Raw genomic sequence first — 22,754 nt, 5'->3', positions numbered from 1 at the left:
CAATGGCCCTGATCCACGAAATCGACTACGGCACGCCGGCTTCCCGCTCCGAGGCGCAGGTCACGCTGACGATAGACGGGCGCGAGGTGACGGTCCCGGAAGGAACCTCGATCATGCGGGCCTCCCGGGAGGCCGGGATCCAGGTTCCCAAGCTTTGCGCCACCGACATGGTGGATGCCTTCGGCTCCTGCCGCCTCTGTCTGGTGGAGGTGGAGGGACGAAACGGCACCCCCGCCTCCTGCACGACGCCGGTCGCGCCGGGCCTTGTCGTCCACACCCAGACCGAACGGCTGAAGCAGATCCGCCGCGGCGTGATGGAATTGTACATTTCCGACCATCCGCTCGACTGCCTCACCTGCGCCGCGAACGGCGACTGCGAACTGCAGGACATGGCGGGCGCCGTCGGCCTGCGCGACGTGCGCTACGGCTATGACGGCGACAACCACGTGAAGGCCCGCAGTAACGGCGAGATCAATCCGCAGTGGATGCCGAAGGACGAGTCCAACCCCTATTTCACCTATGACCCGTCGAAATGCATCGTATGCTCGCGCTGCGTCCGGGCCTGCGAAGAGGTGCAGGGGACATTCGCGCTAACGATCGAGGGCCGCGGCTTCGATAGCCGCGTGTCGCCGGGCATGCACGAGCATTTCCTGGACTCCGAATGCGTCTCCTGCGGTGCCTGCGTGCAGGCGTGCCCGACAGCCACGCTCACCGAGAAATCGGTGATCGCCATCGGCCAGCCGGAGCATTCGGCGGTGACCACCTGCGCCTATTGCGGCGTCGGCTGTTCGTTCAAGGCGGAGATGCGCGGCGAGGAACTTCTGCGCATGGTGCCCTACAAGGACGGGCAGGCCAACCGCGGCCATTCCTGCGTCAAGGGTCGCTTTGCCTATGGCTATGCCAATCACAAGGACCGCATTCTCAACCCGATGATCCGCGAGAAGATCACGGATCCCTGGCGGGAGGTTACCTGGGAGGAGGCGTTCTCGCATGTCGCCTCCGAGTTCAGGCGACTGCAGTATCAGTACGGTCGGGAATCGATCGGCGGGATCACATCCTCGCGCTGCACCAACGAGGAGACCTTCCTCGTCCAGAAGCTCATCCGCGCCGGCTTCGGCAACAACAATGTCGATACCTGTGCCCGCGTCTGCCACTCCCCGACGGGCTATGGCCTCGGGCAGGCCTTCGGGACGTCCGCCGGGACGCAGAACTTCGATTCGGTCGAGCATTCCGATGTCGTCATCGTCATAGGCGCCAACCCGACCGAAGGTCACCCGGTGTTCGGCTCGCGCCTGAAGAAGCGCCTGCGGCAGGGCGCAAAGCTGATCGTCATCGATCCGCGCCGCATCGACCTCGTTCGCACGCCGCATGTGGAGGCAAGCTACCACCTGCCCCTGAAGCCGGGCACCAATGTCGCCGTCCTGACCGCGCTGGCCCACGTGATCGTCACCGAGGGCATATTCGACGAAGCCTTCATCCGCGAGCGCTGCGACTGGTCGGAGTTCGAGGACTGGGCCGCCTTCGTCGCCGAGCCGCAGCATAGCCCCGAACAGACGGAGGCCTTCACCGGCGTTCCGGCGGAGCTCGTCCGCGGCGCGGCCAGGCTCTACGCCAAGGGCGGCAACGGAGCGATCTACTACGGCCTGGGCGTCACCGAGCACAGCCAGGGCTCGACGACGGTCATGGCGATTGCGAACCTTGCCATGGCGACCGGGAATATCGGCCGGCCGGGCGTCGGCGTGAACCCGCTGCGCGGCCAGAACAACGTCCAGGGTTCATGCGACATGGGATCCTTCCCCCATGAACTTCCCGGATACCGCCATATCTCGGACGACGCGACCCGCGATACATTCGAGAAGATGTGGGGTGTCACCCTCAACAACGAACCGGGCCTGCGCATTCCCAACATGCTGGATGCCGCCGTCGAGGGCAGTTTCAAGGGCATCTATATCCAGGGCGAGGACATCCTGCAGTCAGACCCGGACACCAAGCATGTCGCCGCCGGTCTTGCCGCGATGGAATGCGTCGTCGTGCATGACCTCTTCCTGAACGAGACGGCCAATTACGCGCATGTCTTCCTGCCAGGCTCCACCTTCCTCGAAAAGGACGGCACCTTTACCAATGCGGAGCGGCGCATCAACCGCGTGCGCAAGGTCATGAGCCCCAAGAACGGTTATGCGGACTGGGAGGTTACCCAGAAGCTTGCGCAGGCGATGGGCCTCAACTGGACCTACACGCATCCGTCCCAGATCATGGACGAGATCGCGTTCACCACGCCAAGCTTCGCCGGCGTTTCCTACGCCTATCTGGACGAAAAGGGTTCGGTCCAGTGGCCCTGCAACGAGAAGTACCCGAACGGCTCGCCGATCATGCACGTGGACGGTTTCGTGCGCGGCAAGGGGAAGTTCATCCGCACCGAATATGTCGCGACCGACGAGCGGACGGGACCGCGCTTCCCGCTGCTTCTCACCACCGGCCGCATCCTCAGCCAGTATAATGTCGGGGCGCAGACGCGTCGGACCGAGAATGTCGTCTGGCATGACGAGGACAGGCTCGAGATCCATCCGCACGATGCCGAACAGCGCGGCATCAAGGACGGAGACTGGATCAAGCTCGCGAGCCGCTCCGGCGACACCACGTTGCGGGCTCTGATCACCGATCGCGTCTCGCCGGGCGTCGTCTACACGACCTTCCACCATCCGGACACGCAGGCGAACGTCATCACCACGGACTTTTCCGACTGGGCGACGAATTGCCCGGAATACAAGGTTACTGCGGTGCAGGTATCGCCCTCCAACGGGCCGACAGAATGGCAGCAGGATTACGAGGAACTGTCGCGGCGATCCCGGCGGATTGCCGGAAAGCTTGAAGCAGCGGAATAGGACAGGCGGTGCAGGCTTACGAAACGAAGACGGCGGCGCGGGAAACCGTGTGCCGTGACGGCGATGTGCGTCCCGGCGTCCGGGTCGTTCCGGAGGAGGTGCCGATCGCATTCTCCTACGGCGGCTCGACCCATGCCGTGATGATGGGCACCCCCGGCGATCTCGTCGATTTCGCCGTGGGCTTCAGCCTGACGGAGGCGATCATCGGTTCACCGGACGAGATCCAAGCGGTCGAGGTGGTCTCGGCCGGCAAGGGACTGGATGTCCAGATCACCCTTGTCGGAAACAAGGAAGAGGCGCTTCGCCGCCGTCGACGCAGCATGGCGGGTCCCGTCGGCTGCGGTCTGTGCGGCCTGGAATCGCTCGACCAGGCGATGCGCCCGGTGCCCGAGCTTTCCGGCGTCAAGTGCCAGCTGGACGCGAAGGATGTCAGCGCGGCCATCACCGCCCTCAACGCGAGCCAGCCGCTCCATGCGGAGACGCATGCGGTGCATGGTGCAGGCTTCTTCGTGCCGGGCAGGGGACTGACCGCGGTGCGTGAGGATGTCGGACGGCACAACGCGCTCGACAAGCTGATCGGCGCCGTTGCGCGCCAGGGGACTGCCGGCTCGAGCGGCGTCGTGGTGGTGACCAGCCGGCTTTCCGTTGAAATGGTGCAGAAGACGGCCATCCTCGGCTCGCCCATGCTGATCGCCATTTCCGCGCCAACGGCGCTCGCCATCCGCACGGCCGAAGAGGCTGGCATGACGATCGTCGCGCTGGCCCGGGGCAAGGATTTCGAGGTCTTCACACGGGGAGACCGCATCAAGATGGGAACCACCCTTCATGTCGCATGACCAGTCTCACGACAAGCTCATCCGGATGGCGAACCAGATCGCCACCTTCTTCCTTTCCCAGCCCGAGAGCGTGCGGGCGGAAGGGGTCGCGACTCACATCAACAAGTTCTGGGAGCCGCGCATGCGCCGGCACCTCTTCGAGCATCTCGATGCCGGCGGAGACGGACTGCTTCCATTGGTCATCGAGGCCTCGACCCTGATCCGCAGGCCGGAGGCCAGGGTCGGTTCGGGGGTCGGCGTCGGCGCCGAGGCCGCCGAAGGCGCTCCGGGCGGCAAGGGCGTGGTCGCGGGCGAGTCACTTTCCGAACCAAGCATCCCGGAACGCAGCGCCTGAGGGGGCAATGCACCGACTTCGGGTGAGAGGGCGCTTGAACCGCATTTTGTGAAGTCCATTTTCCAGAGGAGGATTGGAATGGCAGTCGCAGGGACAACCGCCGGAGGGCTCTCCGAGCCCGGCGTTCTCGACCGAGAACGGATCATCGCAAAGCCAGGCTTCAACCGGTGGCTCGTGCCGCCCGCGGCGCTGGCGATCCACCTGTGCATCGGCATGGCCTACGGGTTCAGCGTATTCTGGTTGCCGCTGTCGCGCGCGCTCGGCGCTGAGACGCCGGCCGGTTGCGCCGACCTGAACCTGATCGGCGCGCTCTTTACCACCGAGTGCAACTGGCGCGTTGCGGATCTCGGCTGGATCTACACGCTGTTCTTCGTGCTCCTGGGCTGCTCGGCAGCAATCTGGGGCGGCTGGCTGGAGCGGGTCGGCCCGCGCAAGGCCGGCTTCGTCTCTGCCTGCTGCTGGTGCGGCGGCATGCTGGTGGCGGCGCTCGGCGTCATGACCCACCAGTTGTGGCTGATGTGGCTCGGCGCCGGTGTCATCGGCGGCATCGGCCTCGGCCTCGGCTACATCTCGCCGGTCTCGACGCTCATCAAGTGGTTCCCGGACCGCCGCGGCATGGCGACCGGCATGGCGATCATGGGCTTCGGCGGCGGTGCGATGATCGGTGCACCGCTTGCCAACATCCTGATGAACTATTTCAAGACCGATACGACGGTCGGGGTCTGGCAGACATTCGTCGTGATGGCGATCATCTATTTCGCGTTCATGCTCGGCGGCGCGTTCGGTTATCGCATTCCGCCGGCCGGCTGGCGGCCGGAGGGCTGGACCCCGCCGGTTGCGAAGAACACGATGATCACGACCCGTCACGTGCATCTCAGAAACGCTCACAAGACGCCGCAGTTCTGGCTGATCTGGGTCGTGCTCTGCCTCAACGTTTCGGCAGGTATCGGCGTCATCGGCATGGCTTCGCCCATGCTGCAGGAAATTTTCGCCGGGTCCCTGATCGGCCTGCCGGAACTCAGTTTCTCGCAACTCGATACCGCCCAGAAGGCGCAGATCGCGGCGATCGCCGCGGGCTTTGCCGGGCTGCTCTCGCTGTTCAACATCGGCGGTCGGTTCTTCTGGGCTTCGCTCTCCGACAAGATCGGTCGGAAGAACACGTATTTCGCGTTCTTCATCATCGGCATCGTCCTCTACGCTGCAGCACCGACACTGGCCGAAATGGGCAGCAAGGCCCTCTTCGTCCTCGCCTTCGGGATCATTCTCTCCATGTACGGCGGGGGGTTCGCCACGATCCCGGCATACCTGGCCGACATCTTCGGTACGCAGTTCGTGGGCGCGATCCACGGACGGCTGCTGACGGCCTGGGCCACGGCCGGGATCGTCGGTCCGGTTGTCGTGAACTATATCCGCGAGGCACAGATTGCGGCCGGCGTTGCGCCGGGTCCCGCCCTCTACAGCGGCACGATGTACATCCTCGCCGGCATGCTGGCGCTCGGTCTCGTGGCGAACGCCTTCATCCGCCCGCTCGCCGACAAGTGGTTCATGTCGGAAGAGGAAGTAGCCTCGCTGCAGGCGAAGACTGCCGCTGCCAGCGCAGGTCCGACCGGTTCCTTCGGAATCGGCAAGGGCGGGTTTGACGGAAAGGCACTCGCCGCCTGGGCGGTGGTCGGCATCCCGCTCCTCTGGGGCGTATGGGTCACGCTGAAGAGCAGCCTGGCGATCTTCGGATAAGACCGGCTACGGTGCGATGAAACGAAAATGCCGCCCGATGGAGATCGGGCGGCATTTTTTCTTGTCCGGATGGGACGAATTCAGGCGGCGAGATCCTCGACCTCGTTGCCCTTGAACATCTTGGAGAGGTTCAGGAAGCAGATCATGCCGTTCTCGTTGGCGATGATGCCTTCGGAGAAGGACTTGTCGAAGGAAGCGGAGATTTCCGGGACCGGCTGGACCTGGTTCGACGGGATGGTCAGGATGTCGGAGACCTGGTCGACCAGCATGCCGATGACCATGTTGTGGACCTCCGCGACGACGATCGCGCTACGCTCGGTGGCGACGGCGCTCTTCATGCCCAGCTTCTGGGCCAGATCGATGATCGGGATAACCGAGCCGCGCAGGTTCATGACGCCGATGACGTCCGCGGGTGCATGCGGGATCGGCGTGGACGGCGCCCATCCGCGGATCTCGCGAATGGTGGTGGTCTTGACGCAGAACTCCTGGTCGTGGAGGCGGAATGCGATGATTTCCAGCGTCTCGGCGCTGTAGCTTGCAGAAGTGTTCATCGTGGCCATCAATGTCTTCCCATCTCTCCGGTGCCTGGAGCAAGGCGACGCGCGACGCGGCGTTGAAAGCGGACGCGGCTTCCGGCTGCGCGCTTCGTGTCGTGGTGCGATGTCACCAGCCTATTCCGAGAACGTTGAATAAATCTAAACCGCCGGCCGCAAACGCAGTCCGCGCAGCGCGCCGCGTTTTCAATCTGCCCGCCGCTCGGCGCCGGTCAGTATTCCCGTTCGTAGAAGATACCCGCGCTGCCGCCCTCGGTGCCGGCGCCCGCCTTGAGCTTCACGCCGCGGCCGATGTCTATGTTGATGGTCGCGCGCGCGCCGTCGGATCCGCCCTGTTCGAGTTGCAGGTAGGTGCGATTGTTCAGGCGGCGACCGACCGAAACGCTGGTCTGGCCCGTGTCGTCGGTGTTGATGTCGAGGTCATCGACGCCGAGATTGCTGCGGAGCGTCTCCAGCAGCGATGTCGAGCCGCCGCCTGCCAGCTGGCTCACAGCGTCGGCGAGCTGGGCGATCTGCAGGGGCGACAGACGCGACATCGACTGGCCGAAGATCAGGCGCGCCAGCACCTCGTCCTGCGGCAGGGCAGGCGAGGAGGAGAACGTAATCTCGGGATCGTTGGCGACGCCTCTCACGTTGACGGTGATCGTCGTCTGCGCCGATGAGGTGCTCGCCTCGAGATCGAGGACCGGGATGAGGCCGCCGCCGAAGGTGATCTCGCCGGAGGTGAAATCGAGACGCTTGGTCAGGATGACGATGCGTCCGCGGCGCATCTCGAAACTGCCGGAGACCTGGGGCGCGGCGGCGGTGCCGGTGACGGTGAGTTCGCCACCGAGTTCCGCATCGATGCCGCGACCGCGCACGAAAATCCCGCTGGGCGCGCTGATCTGGAGATCGAGAGCCATGGGGCTGGACGTGCCCGAGGGCTGTTCCGGCGCCAGTTCGCGGACCTGCCTGACCACGGCGGGTGGCGGATTGCGGTGGCGGATCTCGATCTCGGTCAGGGAGGTCGGCAGTTTGGCCGGGACGGTGATGGACGCTTCGGAGAGCGTGATGCGGCCGCCGAGGACCGGGCCTGCCGTCAGCGGCCCCTTCACGGTGAGGTTGCCGCTTGCCGTCGCCGTAAAAAGCGTGCCGTCGACATAGGTGGCGTTGTCCAGGATGACGGACAGGTCGGCGGGGAAACCGGAGCCGGGGGTTATACCGATGGTGCCGCTTGCCGAAACACGGCCGCCGGTCGAGAGCGTTCCCGTCAGGCTGGTAATATTCGCCTCGGTACCCGTGAAGGCGACATTTGCGGCAAGCTGCTGGATCGCGAGGTTGCGTTGGACATCGATCAGCTGTGCGCCGGAGGTAGAGGCCGAGCCGGTGATGGAGGGTGATCCCGTGGTCCCGCCGATCGCCAGGTCGACCCGGCCCGTCCCCTCCAGCACGAAGCCCTGGCTTGCCAGTTGCCCGGCCAGGATGGCAAACGGTATCTGACCGTTGAAACGGAGATCGAGCGCCCGTTCTCCGACGAGCGAGATCGTGCCACCGCCGGAGAGGGTGAGGTTGCTCTGGCCCGCAAGGCGCGTCTCAAGCGTAACCGTATTGTCCCGGTATTCGCCGCTCGCCTTTACCTGAAGGGCGGAGAGCCCCGAGGACGTCGTCTGCGCCACCGCTGCATCCGACCATGTCAGGTCATAACGGACAGCGGGAGCCTCCGGAGTGCCGGCCGCAGTAACGGTGCCCGTTATTGTCCCGCGCGCGCCGAGGCCGGGAACGAAGGCATTGGCGAGACTGGCCGGGATGGACTTGGCCGTAGCGTTGATGTCGAGGGCGGGCGGGGCGCCTTCGTTCAGGATGACGCGGCCGGACGCATCGAGATCCAGCCCATCGGGTCCGGTGAGCCGCGTGTTCTCGAGGCGAAGCGTCTTGTCGGCAAAGCTGCCGGTCGCCTGGAGTTGCAGGGGCCCGACGCCCGCCTGCCTCGTCTGCTGCAGCTGTGCCTCGCTCCACTCGAGGTCATATCGCACCGAAGGAGCCGAGAGAGAGCCGTCCGCATCGATCGTGCCGGAAATGGCGCCGGCTGCGTTGAGCGCGGGCAGGAACGCGTTGAGCAGGCTCGCCGGAAGCGATTGAATGTTTGCCCGCAGATCCAGCATGTTTCCGACCGTGCCCGTCAGGCGAACGCGGCCGTCACCGGTGCCGATGGTCAAATCGGAGAGCCGGGCGTCGCCGTTGGCGATCACGATCGTCGAAGGGGCGACCAGCCGGACGGGGATCCCGCGAGGCTCGGCGGTGAAGCTTTCGAGATCCACGGTCGTTGCGTCACCGGTCTGTACGGTGGCGACACCGCGAAGCGGCGCGTTGTCATAGCGGGCGTCGAGGTTAAGCCGGGTCCCTGAACCCTCGTGCGCGAAGCCGAGGTTGAGCGCCTCGATCGCCGCGGTCGCGGTTCCAAGACGGCTGGCGCGGACGGTTCCGTCCGCAGCCAGAGTCCCAAGATCGGGCACGGTCACGTCGATCACCGGTTCTGCGACCTCGAGGCTGCCGCTCGCGATCCGGGTGCCGCTTGCCTGGACAACCGCGGACGTCCGCCCGTCACTGTTGCGGAAGCCGACCGACCCTCGAAGGTCGCCTTCCGCCCTCTGGGCCGCGAGCGCTGCCAAGAGAGAGACGTCCGGAAAGTCGAACGTCAGATTTCCGTCGAGCAGCAGGTCAGGAGAGAAGCTCAGGGCACCTTCCAGCCGGTTGGGGCCGACCTCGAGGTTGATTGCGGGTGCCGAAGTGCGCGATCCTTCCGTGACCACGTCCGCGTTGATCTTGAGCGGCTGTCCTTCTATCGAGCCCGTGGCTGCGAGCTTTCCGGTCGGCGACTGCGGGTTGGCAACGCCTTCTACGTCAACGCGCAGGTCCTGCACGAGCTTTCCGGCCAGCCGGATCTCGGCCGCGTTGATGATGCCGGTCACAGAGAGGGCGTCGAGCGGCCCCTCGGCCGACACGTCAAATCCCGCCGCACCTTCGGCATTGGCCACCCAGCGGCGAAGTTCAAGGACGCGGCCGGCGATGCGGCCCGTCAACTGCTGGCCGTTCAGCGTCGCATTGCCGTGGGCCTCGACCGTGTCCGATCTCAGGACGAGGTTTTCGACCTTCATCTGGTCGGCATTTCGCTCGACATAACCTTCCGCCAGGATTGGGTTCTCGAAGCGCGAGGCGAGGGAGGGTGGCAGGGCGGCCGGCGCCGCCGTAACCCGGAAATTGCCGCTGAAGTTCTGCGTCTCGGTATTGTAGGTGGCGCTGACGGTCCCGTTGACCCTCGCGCTGTCGATCGTGGCAGCGTCCAGCCCGATGGCCGGAAGATCGAGGCGCAAAGGGGCGTCCAGCGTAATTGGGGCTCGCAGCACGCGATCCAGGTTTTCGTCCGTGAAGTCGCTTTCGGCCACGGTGAGGCGCGAGCGTATGCTGCCGGTCCGTTGCGTCAGGTCCAGGTCCTCGCTTTCGGCCTGAAGCCTGATCCCACCGAAACGTCCCTGGGCAAGCTCGGCCGACTGGAGCGCTGCCGTCGCGTTGAAACGTGCCGACGTGGCGGCTCCCGTCAGCGTGAAGTTCACGGTGTCGATGGTGAAGCGGCTGTCGTGACCTGCGATCGGCCAGAGGATCGACACCGGTCCCTTGGTTCCCGTCAGGCTTGCCGTCAGGCTGTTGTCGCCGGTAGGGTCCCAGGCCCCCGAAGCGACGACATCCACGGAGCCGGAACGGATACGGCCTTCGTCGATCGAAATCCGTCCGCCAGGGCTGACATTGGCCGCGACGTCGATGTCCGTCGTATCCTCGAACAGCGGTCGAAACGCCGGCGGCATCAGGGTTGCGAGCTGGCCGCCTCCGATGACGGAGACGCTGCGACTTCCGTCGGGCAGCATCTGGTGGTTCGCGTCGACGGAGACAACCGGCTCTCCGGCCACGCTGCCGTCCAGCTTGCCGGACCAGTCGGAGAGGGGGCCGTCGCCTGTCAGCGCAAGGTCCACCGCGGGAGTGCCGGGCAGGCGAAGCAGCCGCGCGAGCAGTCCGCCCTGCGGCTCCGAAACCGACGCATCGACGGAAAGCCGGTTTTCTCCCGGTGCGTAGAGGATATCCGCAACCGCGCGTGCAGCCGGCTCGTCCTTGCGGGACGCCTGGAGATCGAGGCGTATGCTGTGTTCGGTGGCGTCGATGGACCCCTTCAGGGCAAGCGAGAACGGCCGCCCCGCAAGAGCCGGGGAGATCTCGATGTCCGGCATGTCGATCTGCGCGACCTGCACGCCCACCGGCAGGGAGAAACCGGATGACTGGCTACGGTCCTGCGGCACGGCGGAAGGACCCGGCGCGCGCAAGAGGTCGACCTTGTCCACCGTCACGCTTTCCGCGCGGAAGACGCCGCCGAGCAGCGCCGTGGGCGACCAGTCGACCCGCAGGCCGTCGATCTGCGCATAGGCGCCCTGGTCGTCCGAAAGCGTGACGGAGGCAATGCGCAGGTCGCCGCTCAGAAGGCCTTCAGGAGGGGAGAAGCTGATCTCGCGATCGGGTGTTGAGATGATTGACGCGACCCGTTCGGCGGCGATCTTGCTTCCGACCGGCGTCAATCCCAGGAAGAGCAGGATGCCAAGGGCCATGACGAGCAGGACCGCCACCGCGACAAGCGCGATCTTCACAATCCATTTCAACAGGCGAACCATCCAATCCTGCCTCTAGTTAATCGCCTCGCGGCGCACTCAGAACGATTGCCCGATCCCGGCATAGATGCCGTAGTCGCTGCCGCCGTCGTATTTCTGAAGCGGTACTGCAACGTCCAGGCGAAGCGGCCCGAACGGCGTCGCATACCGGACCCCGATTCCCGCGCCAGCACGGATATCCGAGAAATCGGGCACCATTTCGGTCGAGACCGTGCCGACGTCGATGAATGGCACGAGACCGATATTCTCGGTGATCCTGGTCCTGACTTCGAACGAGGCCGTCGCGTAGGAGCGTCCGCCGAGAGCCTCGTCAGCATCATTATAGGGCGAGATCTCCCTGAACGAATAGCCGCGAACCGATCCTCCGCCACCGGCGAAGAAGCGGCGGGTTACCGGTATGTCTGCAAGATTGTCCGCTCCGGCCAGCGTGCCGGCCGCAACCTTGCCCGCCAACACGATATTGTCCTCCGCCCCGAGCCCGAGATAGCCGGACAGCGAGCCCTCGAAGGTGGAAAAGACGGTGCCGTTGAAGAACTCGTAGGAGGGCTTTGCGCCGATTGTCGCCCAGTATCCCTCGGTCGGGTCCAGCTTGTTGTTACGCGCGTCCCGCTCGAACGCTACCGGAATGCTGAAGGTCAGGTACTCGTTTTCGCCGAAGGCGTCGTCGGCCTTGATCCAGGCGATTTCTCCGCCGGCCTTCAGGGTGTCCGTTTCGTTGAGTTCGTAGGAAAAGCCGGCCGAACCCAGGATCGTCTGCGCCTCGTAGATGTCGTCCGGCGTTTCGCTCTTGGCCACAAGGCGCGCGTCGAAGGTAGCTTCGGGCACCGGGAAGCCGGGCTTGGTAAAGATGATGCCGGCGGAATAGTCGAAGGTCGTCACGTCGGTCGTCGCACCGATGCCGGAGACCTTGCCTTCGACGCGGAGCGATTCAGCCTCCCCGAAGAGGTTCCTGTGGCCCCAGTAGCCTTCCACGCCCGCGCCATCGAGAGAGGAGTATTCGGCGCCGAAACCGAAATAGCGATGCTTGCCCTCGGAAACTTCGATCACGAGCGGGAGCGTGCCATCGGGGGCGAGCGCGTCCGCCTCCTTGATGGTGATGCTGGAAAACACGCCGAGTTCCCGCAGGCGTTCGGAAGCCTTCTGCAACTGCTCGGGCGAATAGCGTTCGCCCCTGTCCAATCGCGAATAGCGGCGGATGAAATCCGCCTTCACGGTGCGAGATCCCTTGACCGCCACATTGCCGAAATCGGCCTCGGGGCCGCTGATGACGCCCGTCACCACGTCCACCGTCAGCGTCCGGTGGTCGGCGGTCACCTGCCGCTCCGTCAGGCGCGCAAGCGGGCGTCCCTCCGCCTTCACATCGACGAGCAGCTTCTCGCTGGCCTTGAGAATGACGCGAGACCCCGCCTCTCCACCCGGAACGAGGTCGTAGTCAGCAGGATTGCGCCCGGCGGCATCGCCTTCGAACCGAACGGAGCCCAGCGTGAAGACCGGGCCGGGCACGACGGTGACCGTCACCGGTACCGGGCGGGAGTGATCGAAGGTCGGGTTAGGAGGGAGGGCGTCGATATCCACGCCGTCGATGGCGATCTCCACCGTGCCGCCGTAGCGTGCCTCCTCGTAGAGCACCGCCACAAGCCGGTCCCGGTCTTCCCTGGCCTTGATGACGATGCCGAGATCGCCGGATACCGGCTGCTTTTCGTCGTTGACGAGCGTCGTGGCGTTTTCCAGGCGCTTGGCGAGATCCCGGTCGGCGTCGCCGGTGGACAGCGTGGCGTCATAGCGGACGGGATTGATGACCTCGACGGTCTCCTCGTCGGAGCCGAACAGATTGAGGCCGAACAGCTTGAAGGCATGAGCCGGCGAGACGGACAGCAGGCCGATCACGACCGCCGAGGCCGTGAACGTCGCCACTCGCCCTGGGAAGCAGGCGCCGGCTGCCTCGCTAACTGGTTTACGCATGCGCACTATCGGGTTTTGCCTTCCGAGCGGTCTATCAAGCGTCAAGCTCGCTCTTTTAGCGGCTAAAGCCGTGGCCGAACACCTCTTTTGATGTTTCAGCATTTGTTTTCAAAAGAAAAGCCCCGGAGCTTGCTCCGGGGCCACATTCGCCAGATGGGGGGCTTAATAGCGACGCGGGCAGTCGTCGATGTAACGGCGGCCGTAGCGGTCACGATAGTAGCACTGGCCGGGCTGTTCGGCGACGGAGCCGATCACGGCGCCGGAAACGCCACCGATCGCGGCGCCCACCGCGGCACCCCGGACATTGCCTGTCGCCAGGCCGCCGATCACGGCACCGGTGCCGGCCCCGATGGCGGCGCCCTGTTCAGTCTGCGTGCAACTTGCCAGCATCAAGCCCGTCAGCACGAGTGCGAGTGCTTTTTTCATGGTCTCTCTCCCAAAATTCAAGTTCGTACTGCCGCTGGCAGCAACGCTTCTGCGTGGCCTGTGCGCAGCGTATCCGAGAGAACAATAGATCGGTCGACGCCGATGTCCATACGCCGGGACGGGCAACGGCGGAATCTTTCATTCCCGGTTCCTTGGAAGCATTTTCGCGGGGCGTTCGCGAGGGCTTTCGGAAAAATACGCGTCCACGGGAAGGCAGGGTTGATCGGCCCGCCAAAAAGGCAAATGATGCGGGTGTGTCTGGAGGAGGCACGAGGAGGAGCACTATGGCAAAAGTGACGCTGACGGTGAATGGCCGTACGGTGAGCGGCGATTGTGACGACCGCATGCTTCTGGTCCATTTCATCCGGGAGAAACTGGGGCTGACGGGCACGCATGTCGGATGCGACACCACCCAGTGCGGTGCATGCGTGGTCCACGTGGACGGCAAGTCCGTCAAGAGCTGCTCCATCCTCGCCGTCCAGGCGTCCGGCTCCAGCGTCACGACGATCGAGGGGGTCTCCGCTCCCGGCGCGCTTCACCCCGTCCAGGCAGCCTTCAAGGAGCACCATGGCCTGCAATGCGGCTTCTGTACGCCCGGCATGGTGATGACCGCCGTGGACATGATCAGCCGTCATGGCGGGACCCTCGACGAGGCGACAGTGCGTCGCGAGCTCGAGGGCAATATCTGTCGGTGCACGGGATATCACAACATCGTCAAGGCAGTGCTGTCGGCGAATGCCGAGATCCACGCCGGCCGGCAGGCCGCCGAGTAAGGGGCGAAGGCAGGAGCGACGGTCAGCCGCTCCGCGGCCGGTCTGAAGACGCTTCCGCCATTCGCCAGTTCCGCTGTTCGCTCATTTCTGGAGGAGATGAAGATGGGTGTTGAAGGAATTGGTGCACGCGTCACCCGCAAGGAGGACAAACGGTTCCTGACCGGCAAGGGCCGGTACACGGACGACATGTCGGTTCCGGGAATGAAGTACGCGTGCTTTGTACGCAGCCCCTACGCCCATGCAAGAATACGCGGCATCGACGTCTCTCCGGCCAAGGCCATGCCGGGCGTCATCGACGTTCTGGAGGGCAAGGCGTTGCAGGCCGACGGCATCGGCAACCTGATCTGCGGTTGGATGATCCACTCCCGGGACGGTTCTCCGATGAACATGGGGGCCTGGCGGCCGCTCGCGCACGAAACCGTCCGCTATGTCGGCGATGCGGTCGCCATCGTCGTTGCCGATTCCTCCGCCGAGGCGCGCGACGCGGCCGAAGCGGTGGTCGTGGACTACGAGGAGCTTCCGGCCGTGACGGAGGCGGTTGCCGCGCTGGAAGCCGGCGCGCCGCAGATCCATCCCGAAGCGCCGGGCAACCTGATCTTCGACTGGGAGATCGGCGACAGCGCCGAGACGGACCGCGCGATCGCAACGGCCGCCCATGTCACCGAGATCGAGCTCCACAACAACCGGCTCTCCCCCAACCCGATGGAGCCGCGTGCGACGCTCGGGATCTACGACGCCGCCGAGGATCACTTCACGTGCTACACGACGAGCCAGAACCCGCATGTGGCGCGGCTCGTCATGAGCGCCTTCTACAATGTCGCGCCGGAAAACAAGCTGAGGGTCATCGCCCCCGATGTCGGCGGCGGCTTCGGCTCGAAGATCTACATCTATCCGGAGGAAATCGTCTGTCTCTGGGCGTCGAAGAAGACCGGCGTCCCGGTCAAGTGGACGTCGGATCGCACGGAAGCCTTCCTCACCGATGCGCACGGCCGCGACCATGTTTCGAAGGTCAAGATGGCGTTCGATGCCGATCATCGCATCATCGGCCTGAAGGTCGACACGATCGCCAATCTCGGCGCCTACATGTCGCTCTTTTCCTCTGCCGTGCCGACCTATCTCTATGCGACGCTGCTCTCCGGGCAGTACGCCATCCCGTCCATCCACGCCAATGTCCGCACGGTCTATACGAATACGGTGCCCGTCGATGCGTATCGCGGGGCCGGGCGACCGGAGGCGACCTACCTCCTGGAGCGGACGATGGAGACGGCCGCACGGGAACTCGGCATCTCTCCCGCCGAGTTGCGCCGCAAGAACTTCATCCGCACGTTCCCCCACCAGACGCCGGTGATCATGAACTATGACGCCGGCGACTACGAGGCGTCGCTGAACGCTGCCATGGAGGCGGCCGACTGGGATGGCTTCCCGGCCCGGCGGGACGAGGCCGAAGCGCGTGGCCGGCGGCGCGGTATCGGCATGAGCTGCTATATCGAGGCCTGCGGCATTGCGCCCTCGGCTGCCGTCGGCTCGCTGGGTGCCGGTGTCGGCCTGTGGGAATCGGCGGAAGTGCGGGTGAACGCGGTCGGGACCATCGAGGTTCTTACCGGCTCGCACAGCCACGGCCAGGGTCACGAGACGACCTTCGCGCAGCTGGTGGCGGAGCGCCTCGGCGTTCCGATCGACAGCGTCAACATCGTCCACGGCGATACGGACAAGGTCCAGATGGGGATGGGAACCTACGGCTCCCGTTCCGGGGCCGTCGGCATGTCCGCCGTCGTCAAGGCGCTGGAGAAGGTCGAGACGAAAGCGAAGAAGATCGCCGCCCACCTGATGGAGGCGGACGACAGCGACATCGTCATCGAGAACGGCGAACTGAAGGTGGCCGGCACCGACAAGACGCTTCCCTGGTTCCAGGTGGCGCTGGCTGCCTATACCGCCCACAATCTGCCGTCCGGGATGGAGCCCGGCCTGAAGGAAACGGCTTTCTACGATCCCGCCAACTTCACCTTCCCGGCCGGCTGCTACATCGCCGAAGTGGAGATCGATCCCGAGACGGGCAAGACCGAAATCATACAGTTCGTCGCGGCCGACGATTTCGGCAATATCATCAACCCGCTGATCGTCGAGGGCCAGGTGCACGGGGGACTGGCGCAGGGGATCGGCCAGGCGTTGCTGGAGGAAGTGCACTACGACCGGGACAGCGGCCAGCTGCTGACCGCGAGCTACATGGATTACGCCATGCCGCGGGCGGACGACCTGCCCTCGTTCAGCGTCTCGCACCAGAACACGCCCTGCCCGAGCAATCCGCTCGGCATCAAGGGCTGCGGCGAGGCGGGAGCGATCGGTTCCCCGCCGGCGCTCATCAATGCCATCACGGATGCAATCGGCAACAACAGCCTGACCATGCCGGCCACGCCCATGAAAGTGTGGCGGGCCATCCACGCGCAGAACTGAGGAGGATCGGACATGTATGCAACGAGCTATCACCGCGCCTCCTCCGTCGAGGACGCCGTCAAGCTGAAGGGCCAGCATGAGGAAGGGCGTTACCTTTCCGGAGGGATGACACTGATCGCCACGATGAAGCAACGGCTGGCGGCGCCAACGGACCTGATCGACCTTCGCCATATTCCCGATCTGAAGGGGGTTTCCATCGATGGCGGGAATGTCCGGATCGGGGCCGGGACGCCCCATGCGGATGTCGCCGCCTCGTCGCTCCTGCGATCGGTCTGTCCGGCGATCTGCGACCTCGCCGGCATGATCGGCGATCCGCATGTCCGCCACATGGGAACGCTCGGCGGCTCGATTGCCAACAACGATCCGGCCGCCGACTATCCGGCCGCGATCCTGGCGCTCGGGGCGACGATCATCACCGATCGGCGCTGGATCGCTGCCGACGAGTTCTTCGCGGGCCTGTTCGAAACGGCGCTCGAGGAGGGCGAGATGGTGACCGCGGTGACCTTCGAGGCGCCGGAGAAGGCAGGCTACGCAAAGTTTGCAAATCCCGCGTCGCGCTTTGCTCTTGTGGGCGTATTCGTGGCGAGGAAGGCCGAGGGTGTGCGGGTTGCGGTGACCGGCGCGGGGGCCAACGGCGTCTTCCGCCACACGGGCATGGAGGAGAGGCTTTCGTCATCCTGGTCGCCTGAAGCTGTCGGGGATGCCGAAGTCGAACCGGCAGACATGCTCTCCGACATGCATGCCGACGCACACTACCGGGCGAATCTCGTCCGCGTGATGGCGAAGCGTGCGGTGATGGCGGCGGGGTGAGGAGGCAAGGCCGGCATTTGTCTCTCCGCTTGATGTGGATCAAATCCGGGTGAGCCGGATCAGATACCTGTGACGCCGGGACCGGTCGAAAGAACGTCCAATTGCCGCAGTCTGGATTAATTCCAATCTACGGGGTTGACGGGGCGCGAGCGAGAAACCAAAACCGTTGCAAGGTTCTGGAGTTTGACATGGATTTCGAGGCATTTTTCAAGAGCGAACTGGAGGGTCTTCATCAGGAAGGCCGGTATCGCGTGTTCGCCGATCTCGAGCGGCATCGCGGCAGTTTTCCGCGCGCCACGCGTCATACTCCTGACGGCCCGAAGGAAGTCACCGTATGGTGCTCCAACGACTATCTCGGCATGGGCCAGCATCCGGCCGTGATCGCCGCCATGCATGAGGCGATCGATCACTGTGGCGCGGGTGCGGGAGGCACCCGGAATATTTCTGGCACCACCCACTACCATGTTCTTCTCGAGCAGGAACTTGCCGATCTGCACGGCAAGGAGTCGGCGCTCGTCTTCACGTCGGGATATATTTCCAACTGGGCAACGCTCGGTACGCTCGGCCAGAAGATTCCGGGCCTGATCATCTTCTCGGACGCGCTGAACCACGCCTCGATGATCGAGGGCATCCGCTACGGCAAGTGCGAGCGGGTGATCTGGAAGCATAACGACCTCGAGGACCTGGAAGCAAAGCTTGCGGCCGCCGATCCCAAGGCGCCGAAACTGATCGCGTTTGAATCCGTCTACTCGATGGATGGCGACATCTCCCCCATCAAGGAGATCTGCGATCTCGCCGACAAGTACGGCGCCATGACCTATTTGGACGAGGTTCATGCGGTCGGCATGTACGGCCCGCGCGGCGGCGGCATTGCCGAGCGCGAAGGCCTGATGGACCGGCTGACGATCATCGAGGGTACGCTCGGCAAGGCGTTCGGCGTGATGGGCGGCTATATCGCCGCGTCCGCCGCTCTTTGCGACTTCATCCGCTCCTTCGCTTCCGGCTTCATCTTCACGACGGCCCTGCCGCCGACGCTGGCTGCCGGCGCGACCGCCTCGATCCGCCATCTCAAGGCGAGCCCGTTCGAGCGCATCCGCCACCAGGATCGCGTCAAGAAGCTGCGTTCGCTGCTCGATGCGCGCGGAATCCCGCACATGAACAATCCGAGCCACATCGTCCCGATCATGGTCGGCGACGCGGCCAAGTGCAAATGGATCTCCGACATCCTGCTCGATTCGTTCGACATCTACGTGCAGCCGATCAACTACCCGACGGTGCCGCGCAAGACGGAGCGTCTGCGCATCACCCCGACGCCGCTGCATACGGACGGCGATCTCGAGCGTCTCGTCGAAGGCGTGCACCAGCTCTGGTCGCGCTGCGCGCTCGCTCGCGCGGTCGCCTGAGGCTCCCCGACAGATCGGACAAGTCCAATGGCCGCTTATGCGGCCATTGTTCGTTTGGAGACTATCGCCGCCGCCCGTCTGCGGGCTTCCGCGTCCGCCTCGAAGACCTCTTCGATGGAGCCAGCGGTAGGATGAGCGACCATCGCCTCCATGACCTCCTCGGCAACGTCCGCCATCGCCAGGAAGCCGATCCGACCGGCGCAGAAGGCATCGAAGGCAACTTCCTCGGCGGCATTCATCACCGCACCCTGGACGCCGCCGCGCTCCAGCGCCGTGCGTGCCAGCCGCAGGGCCGGGAAGCGCACCTCGTCAGGAGCCTCGAAATCGAGCTTCGCGAGCTTGGCGAAATCGAGCCGGTCGACGTTCAGCATCGGCCGGTCCGGATAGGCGAGCGCATAGCCGATTGCCGTGCGCATGTCCGGCGCGCCGAGCTGGGCAAGAACCGAGCCATCCGTGTAGCCCACCATGGAATGGATGATCGACTGCGGGTGGACGATGACCTCGATCTGCTCCGGCCGCAGGTCGAAGAGGTGCTTTGCCTCGATCATCTCCAGCGCCTTGTTGAACATGGAGGCGCTGCCGATCGATATCTTCAGGCCCATGGACCAGTTGGGATGCGCCCTGGCGACATCCGCCGTGACGTCCGCCATCTGTTCCCTTGACCATGTGCGGAAGGGCCCTCCGGACGCGGTCAGGATGATGCGCTCCACCGCATGATGCTGGTCGTCCTCCAGGGACTGGAAGATGGCGCTGTGCTCGCTGTCGACCGGGATCAGGCGGCCGCCGCCCTTCCTCACGGCGTGCACGAAAAGATCGCCGGCCGATACCAGGCACTCCTTGTTGGCAAGCGCGATATCGGCGCCCCGTTCTGCCGCGGCAAGCGTCGGCGCCAGTCCGGCTGTCCCGACGATCGCTGCCATGACCCAGTCGGCTTCGGCGGCGGCGGCTTCCACCACCGCGTTTCGGCCGGCTGCGGCCTCGATCCCGGTTCCGGAAAGTGCCGCCTTCAGTTCCGCGTATCTTGCCTCGTCGGCGGTCACGGCGGTTTTTGCCCCGAACGCCTTCGCCTGCCGTGCAAGCAGCTCGATATTGCGGTTGCCGGTAAGGGCAACCAGGTCGAATGCGTCCCGCCCGCCCAGCTGCCCGACGACATCGAGCGTGTTGACGCCTATCGATCCGGTCGAGCCGAGAATGGAGATGCGGCGCTTAGCGCCGGAGCCGATTGCCATTGTCATTTTTCCCGCAGATGATCTCGTGGTGGTCTACAGGCCCGGGATGAACGTCACAAGGGTGAGCCTCGACTGACGAAACTGCTATCGGCCGCACCTTGATCCCGGCCACCGTTCACACGAAGTAAGGGACATGGATCAGCAGGACAGAATGCAGACCACATGCGTCATCGCCGGAGCCGGTCCCGCCGGGCTGATGCTCGGATACCTCCTTGCGCGGGCCGGCGTCGATGTGGTTGTCGTCGAGAAGCACGCGGACTTCCTGCGCGATTTTCGCGGCGACACCATCCATCCCTCGACGCTGGAAGTGATGCATGAACTGGGGCTGGCGGAGGAGTTCCTGGCGCTGCCGCATACGCGCGCGCCGAAGCTTTCGGCGGAGATCGGCGGGCGCAACGTGACGATCGCGGATTTCTCCCGCCTGCCGGTGAGGAACCGGTTCATCGCTTTCATGCCGCAATGGGATTTCCTCGACTTCCTCGCACGCAAGGCAGGTGCGTTTGCGAACTTCCGGCTTGTGATGCCCGCGAGGGTCGTCGACCTGATCGAGGATGGAGGTCGCGTCGTCGGGCTTCGCGTCGAGACGGAAAAGGGCATCACGGAGATCCGCTCGCAACTCGTGGTCGGGGCCGACGGCCGCAATTCGGTCGTGCGGCGGGAAGCCGGGCTCGAGGTCGAAAACCTCGGCGTGCCGAGCGAGGTGCTCTGGATGAAGCTCAGCCGGCAGCCGGGAGATCCGGTCGAGGTCATGGGGCACGCCGGTCCGCGGCAGGGATTGGTGCTGATCAACCGCGGCGATTACTGGCAGTGCGGCTATGTCGTTCGCAAGGGGACGTATGCCGAGATCAGGGAAGACGGGATCGAAGCATTCCGGCAGATGGTGCGGGAGATTTCCCCGCTGCCGCCCGATCGCCTGGACGAAATCGAAAGCTTCGAGGACGTCAGCCTGCTCACCGTCCGCATCGATCGCCTGAAGCAATGGTGGCGGCCGGGGCTGCTGTGCATCGGCGACGCCGCCCATGCAATGTCGCCGATCGGCGGGGTCGGGGTAAACCTTGCCATCCAGGACGCCGTGGCGACGGCCAATATCCTTGCCCGGCCGCTTCGCGAAGGCCGGTTGGCCGATGCCGACCTCGCGGCCGTCCAGCAGCGGCGCAGTTTCCCGACCAGGGCGACCCAGAAGCTCCAGGTGATGATGCGCAGCAGCCGGCGGAAGGATGAGGGCGACACGGAAAGGCGAAAGGGCCCGCCCGCCTTCATCCGCGGCATCGCCCGCTGGCCGGTCCTTGCCCATCTGGCCGGCCGGCTGATCGGTCTCGGATTTCGCATGGAGCACGTCCGGACCAGCCGGTAGGCAAGCTCGGCACTGGCCCGATGGCGTTACTACCTGGCATTCAATCGGCGCCCGGAAGCGGAATTATTTGGGTAAATCCTGGCTCGCCCGCGACGCGACGTAACACAACATTAACCGTGTTGCATAAGTATAGTCAGGTAATGTCGTAAAAGTTCCGGTTTCAACCTTCTCGTATTGATCGGCAAGGCCATTCCATGCTGCCGCAGACCAAGGACAAGCCTCCCGCTGCGGCAACGCCCCGCACCATGAAGATCGTCACCGAGGGCATCGGTAGCGAACTGGACCGGTTCAGCGCCGACAATGCCAGCGTCGTGAAACAGATCCGGCTTCTGGCGATCAACGCGCTGATCGAGGCCGCAAAGGCCGGCGATACCGGAAAAGGCTTCGCCGTCGTCGCCAACGAGGTGCAACGGCTTGCGCAGACTGCCACGGAGATTGCCGAGAAGTTCGAATCGCGGGTTCTCGGTCGTATCGGCCTCGGTCGCAGCATGGCGGATTCGCTGGTCGTCGAGATGGAGGGTGTCCGGCTTACCGACCTCGCACAGACGCTGGTGCAGCTGATCGTCCGAAACCTCTTCGAACGCACGGCCGACGTGCGCTGGTGGGCAACGGACTCCGCGCTCTGGCAGGCCCTTTCCGGCGATGACGCCGAGACCCGCGCCTTCGCCTCCGAGCGGCTCGGCGTGATCAACCGCTTCTACACCGTCTATCTCGACCTGGTGCTGACCGATCTGGACGGTCGCGTCGTCGCCTCCGCCAACCCCGCGTTCCAGAGGCGGATCGCTGGTTCCATCGTCGCATCCGAACCATGGTTCACGACCGCGAGGCGGTGTGGATCCGGCGACGACTATATCGTCGACGACGTCAAGCCGAGCAGCCTGCACGACGGGCGAAACGCCCTGGTCTATGCGACCGGCGTCAGGGCAGGCGGCAAGCTGGACGGAGAACTCATCGGAACGCTCGGGGTCTATTTCGACTGGCAGATGCAGGGCCAGGCGATCGTCGAGAAGGAAGCGAACCTTCCGCCGCAGGTGGCCGAGAAGACGACGATCATGCTCGTCGATAGCAGCAGCAAGGTCATCGCCACCACGCATCCTTCACTGCTCTTCACCCATTACGCCCTGCAGAAGAAGGCCGGAGAGGACAAGGGCAGCTACTACGATCGCAACGGCGCGATCGTCGCCTTCGCAAGGACCCTCGGCTACGAGGACTATGACGGCCTCGGCTGGTACGGCGTCGTCGTGCAGGAGACCGAGAGCGACGACCTGATCCGCGCGGCGCTCGACCTCGGATAATACCACAGTCCACCCGTGAACGA

At 64.7% G+C, this 22,754-nt stretch carries 15 protein-coding genes; 10 read left to right on the top strand and 5 right to left on the bottom strand.

Annotated features, from left to right (window positions below):
- Positions 1-2: 2 nt before the first annotated feature.
- The 4 genes from fdhF to ACWGPT_RS11810 all read left to right on the top strand — a co-directional run bounded on the left by fdhF (position 3) and on the right by ACWGPT_RS11810 (position 5,786).
- Complete coding sequence (fdhF, locus tag ACWGPT_RS11825; protein ID WP_452605803.1) at positions 3-2,882, top strand: formate dehydrogenase subunit alpha; 2,880 nt, start codon at positions 3-5, stop codon at positions 2,880-2,882.
- A gap of 8 nt (positions 2,883-2,890) precedes the next feature.
- On the top strand, positions 2,891-3,718 hold the full coding sequence (gene fdhD / locus ACWGPT_RS11820) for a formate dehydrogenase accessory sulfurtransferase FdhD (RefSeq protein WP_452605802.1): 828 nt from the start codon (positions 2,891-2,893) through the stop codon (positions 3,716-3,718).
- Positions 3,708-4,052 (top strand): formate dehydrogenase subunit delta, encoded by a 345-nt coding sequence (locus ACWGPT_RS11815; RefSeq protein ID WP_452605801.1) that lies wholly within the window; start codon positions 3,708-3,710, stop codon positions 4,050-4,052. The genes fdhD and ACWGPT_RS11815 overlap by 11 nt, the downstream gene beginning before the upstream one ends.
- Positions 4,053-4,130: 78 nt before the next feature.
- A complete protein-coding gene (locus tag ACWGPT_RS11810; protein ID WP_452605800.1) occupies positions 4,131-5,786 on the top strand; it encodes an OFA family MFS transporter in 1,656 nt (551 codons plus the stop codon).
- Between the two features lie 80 nt (positions 5,787-5,866).
- On the opposite strand, the gene ACWGPT_RS11805 is transcribed toward ACWGPT_RS11810, so the two are convergent.
- The 4 genes from ACWGPT_RS11805 to ACWGPT_RS11790 form a co-directional block, all read right to left on the bottom strand.
- Positions 5,867-6,346, bottom strand: coding sequence for a chemotaxis protein CheW (locus ACWGPT_RS11805; RefSeq protein ID WP_452605799.1), 480 nt, complete (start codon positions 6,344-6,346; stop codon positions 5,867-5,869).
- 206 nt (positions 6,347-6,552) lie between these two features.
- Positions 6,553-11,019 carry a translocation/assembly module TamB domain-containing protein gene (locus ACWGPT_RS11800; RefSeq protein ID WP_452605798.1) on the bottom strand — a complete coding sequence of 1,489 codons (4,467 nt, stop codon included), beginning with the start codon at positions 11,017-11,019 and terminating at the stop codon, positions 6,553-6,555.
- Between the two features lie 48 nt (positions 11,020-11,067).
- Positions 11,068-12,990 (bottom strand): autotransporter assembly complex protein TamA, encoded by a 1,923-nt coding sequence (locus ACWGPT_RS11795; RefSeq protein WP_452605797.1) that lies wholly within the window; start codon positions 12,988-12,990, stop codon positions 11,068-11,070.
- A 162-nt stretch (positions 12,991-13,152) separates the two neighbouring features.
- Entirely contained in the window at positions 13,153-13,416 is a 264-nt protein-coding gene (locus ACWGPT_RS11790) for a YMGG-like glycine zipper-containing protein (protein ID WP_452605796.1), read from the bottom strand.
- A gap of 284 nt (positions 13,417-13,700) precedes the next feature.
- On the opposite strand from ACWGPT_RS11790, the gene ACWGPT_RS11785 reads away from it, so the two are divergent.
- From ACWGPT_RS11785 to hemA, 4 genes are all read left to right on the top strand, one after another.
- On the top strand, positions 13,701-14,189 hold the full coding sequence (locus ACWGPT_RS11785; RefSeq protein WP_452605795.1) for a (2Fe-2S)-binding protein: 489 nt from the start codon (positions 13,701-13,703) through the stop codon (positions 14,187-14,189).
- 102 nt (positions 14,190-14,291) lie between these two features.
- Positions 14,292-16,640 carry a xanthine dehydrogenase family protein molybdopterin-binding subunit gene (locus ACWGPT_RS11780; RefSeq protein ID WP_452605794.1) on the top strand — a complete coding sequence of 783 codons (2,349 nt, stop codon included), beginning with the start codon at positions 14,292-14,294 and terminating at the stop codon, positions 16,638-16,640.
- Positions 16,641-16,652: 12 nt separating this feature from the next.
- Positions 16,653-17,450: an FAD binding domain-containing protein gene (locus tag ACWGPT_RS11775; protein WP_452605792.1), complete on the top strand. Its 798-nt coding sequence runs from the start codon at positions 16,653-16,655 to the stop codon at positions 17,448-17,450.
- A 188-nt stretch (positions 17,451-17,638) separates the two neighbouring features.
- A complete protein-coding gene (hemA, locus tag ACWGPT_RS11770; RefSeq protein WP_452605791.1) occupies positions 17,639-18,853 on the top strand; it encodes a 5-aminolevulinate synthase in 1,215 nt (404 codons plus the stop codon).
- Positions 18,854-18,888: 35 nt separating this feature from the next.
- Here the strand turns inward: hemA and dxr are convergent, their stop codons facing one another.
- A complete protein-coding gene (dxr, locus tag ACWGPT_RS11765; protein ID WP_452605790.1) occupies positions 18,889-20,082 on the bottom strand; it encodes a 1-deoxy-D-xylulose-5-phosphate reductoisomerase in 1,194 nt (397 codons plus the stop codon).
- Positions 20,083-20,215: 133 nt separating this feature from the next.
- Here dxr and ACWGPT_RS11760 point away from each other — a divergent pair, with 133 nt between their 5' ends.
- Positions 20,216-21,436: an FAD-dependent oxidoreductase gene (locus tag ACWGPT_RS11760; protein ID WP_452605789.1), complete on the top strand. Its 1,221-nt coding sequence runs from the start codon at positions 20,216-20,218 to the stop codon at positions 21,434-21,436.
- A gap of 194 nt (positions 21,437-21,630) precedes the next feature.
- On the top strand, positions 21,631-22,731 hold the full coding sequence (locus ACWGPT_RS11755; protein ID WP_452605788.1) for a methyl-accepting chemotaxis protein: 1,101 nt from the start codon (positions 21,631-21,633) through the stop codon (positions 22,729-22,731).
- Positions 22,732-22,754 lie beyond the last annotated feature (23 nt).

Source organism: Pseudorhizobium sp. NPDC055634, assembly GCF_053618655.1.
The sequence above is the reverse complement of the archived record's forward strand: the minus strand, read 5'-3'. Positions and strand labels throughout refer to the sequence as shown.

Bases quoted from the DNA above. Each gene is read 5' to 3' on its own strand.
- fdhF (WP_452605803.1), top strand. From the start codon at position 3: ATGGCCCTGATCCACGAAATCGACTACGGCACGCCGGCTTCCCGCTCC.
- ACWGPT_RS11815 (WP_452605801.1), top strand. From the start codon at position 3,708: ATGTCGCATGACCAGTCTCACGACAAGCTCATCCGGATGGCGAACCAG.
- ACWGPT_RS11810 (WP_452605800.1), top strand. From the start codon at position 4,131: ATGGCAGTCGCAGGGACAACCGCCGGAGGGCTCTCCGAGCCCGGCGTT.
- ACWGPT_RS11805 (WP_452605799.1), bottom strand. From the start codon at position 6,346: ATGGCCACGATGAACACTTCTGCAAGCTACAGCGCCGAGACGCTGGAA.
- ACWGPT_RS11795 (WP_452605797.1), bottom strand. From the start codon at position 12,990: ATGCGTAAACCAGTTAGCGAGGCAGCCGGCGCCTGCTTCCCAGGGCGA.
- ACWGPT_RS11790 (WP_452605796.1), bottom strand. From the start codon at position 13,416: ATGAAAAAAGCACTCGCACTCGTGCTGACGGGCTTGATGCTGGCAAGT.
- ACWGPT_RS11785 (WP_452605795.1), top strand. From the start codon at position 13,701: ATGGCAAAAGTGACGCTGACGGTGAATGGCCGTACGGTGAGCGGCGAT.
- ACWGPT_RS11780 (WP_452605794.1), top strand. From the start codon at position 14,292: ATGGGTGTTGAAGGAATTGGTGCACGCGTCACCCGCAAGGAGGACAAA.
- ACWGPT_RS11775 (WP_452605792.1), top strand. From the start codon at position 16,653: ATGTATGCAACGAGCTATCACCGCGCCTCCTCCGTCGAGGACGCCGTC.
- hemA (WP_452605791.1), top strand. From the start codon at position 17,639: ATGGATTTCGAGGCATTTTTCAAGAGCGAACTGGAGGGTCTTCATCAG.
- dxr (WP_452605790.1), bottom strand. From the start codon at position 20,082: ATGGCAATCGGCTCCGGCGCTAAGCGCCGCATCTCCATTCTCGGCTCG.
- ACWGPT_RS11760 (WP_452605789.1), top strand. From the start codon at position 20,216: ATGGATCAGCAGGACAGAATGCAGACCACATGCGTCATCGCCGGAGCC.
- ACWGPT_RS11755 (WP_452605788.1), top strand. From the start codon at position 21,631: ATGCTGCCGCAGACCAAGGACAAGCCTCCCGCTGCGGCAACGCCCCGC.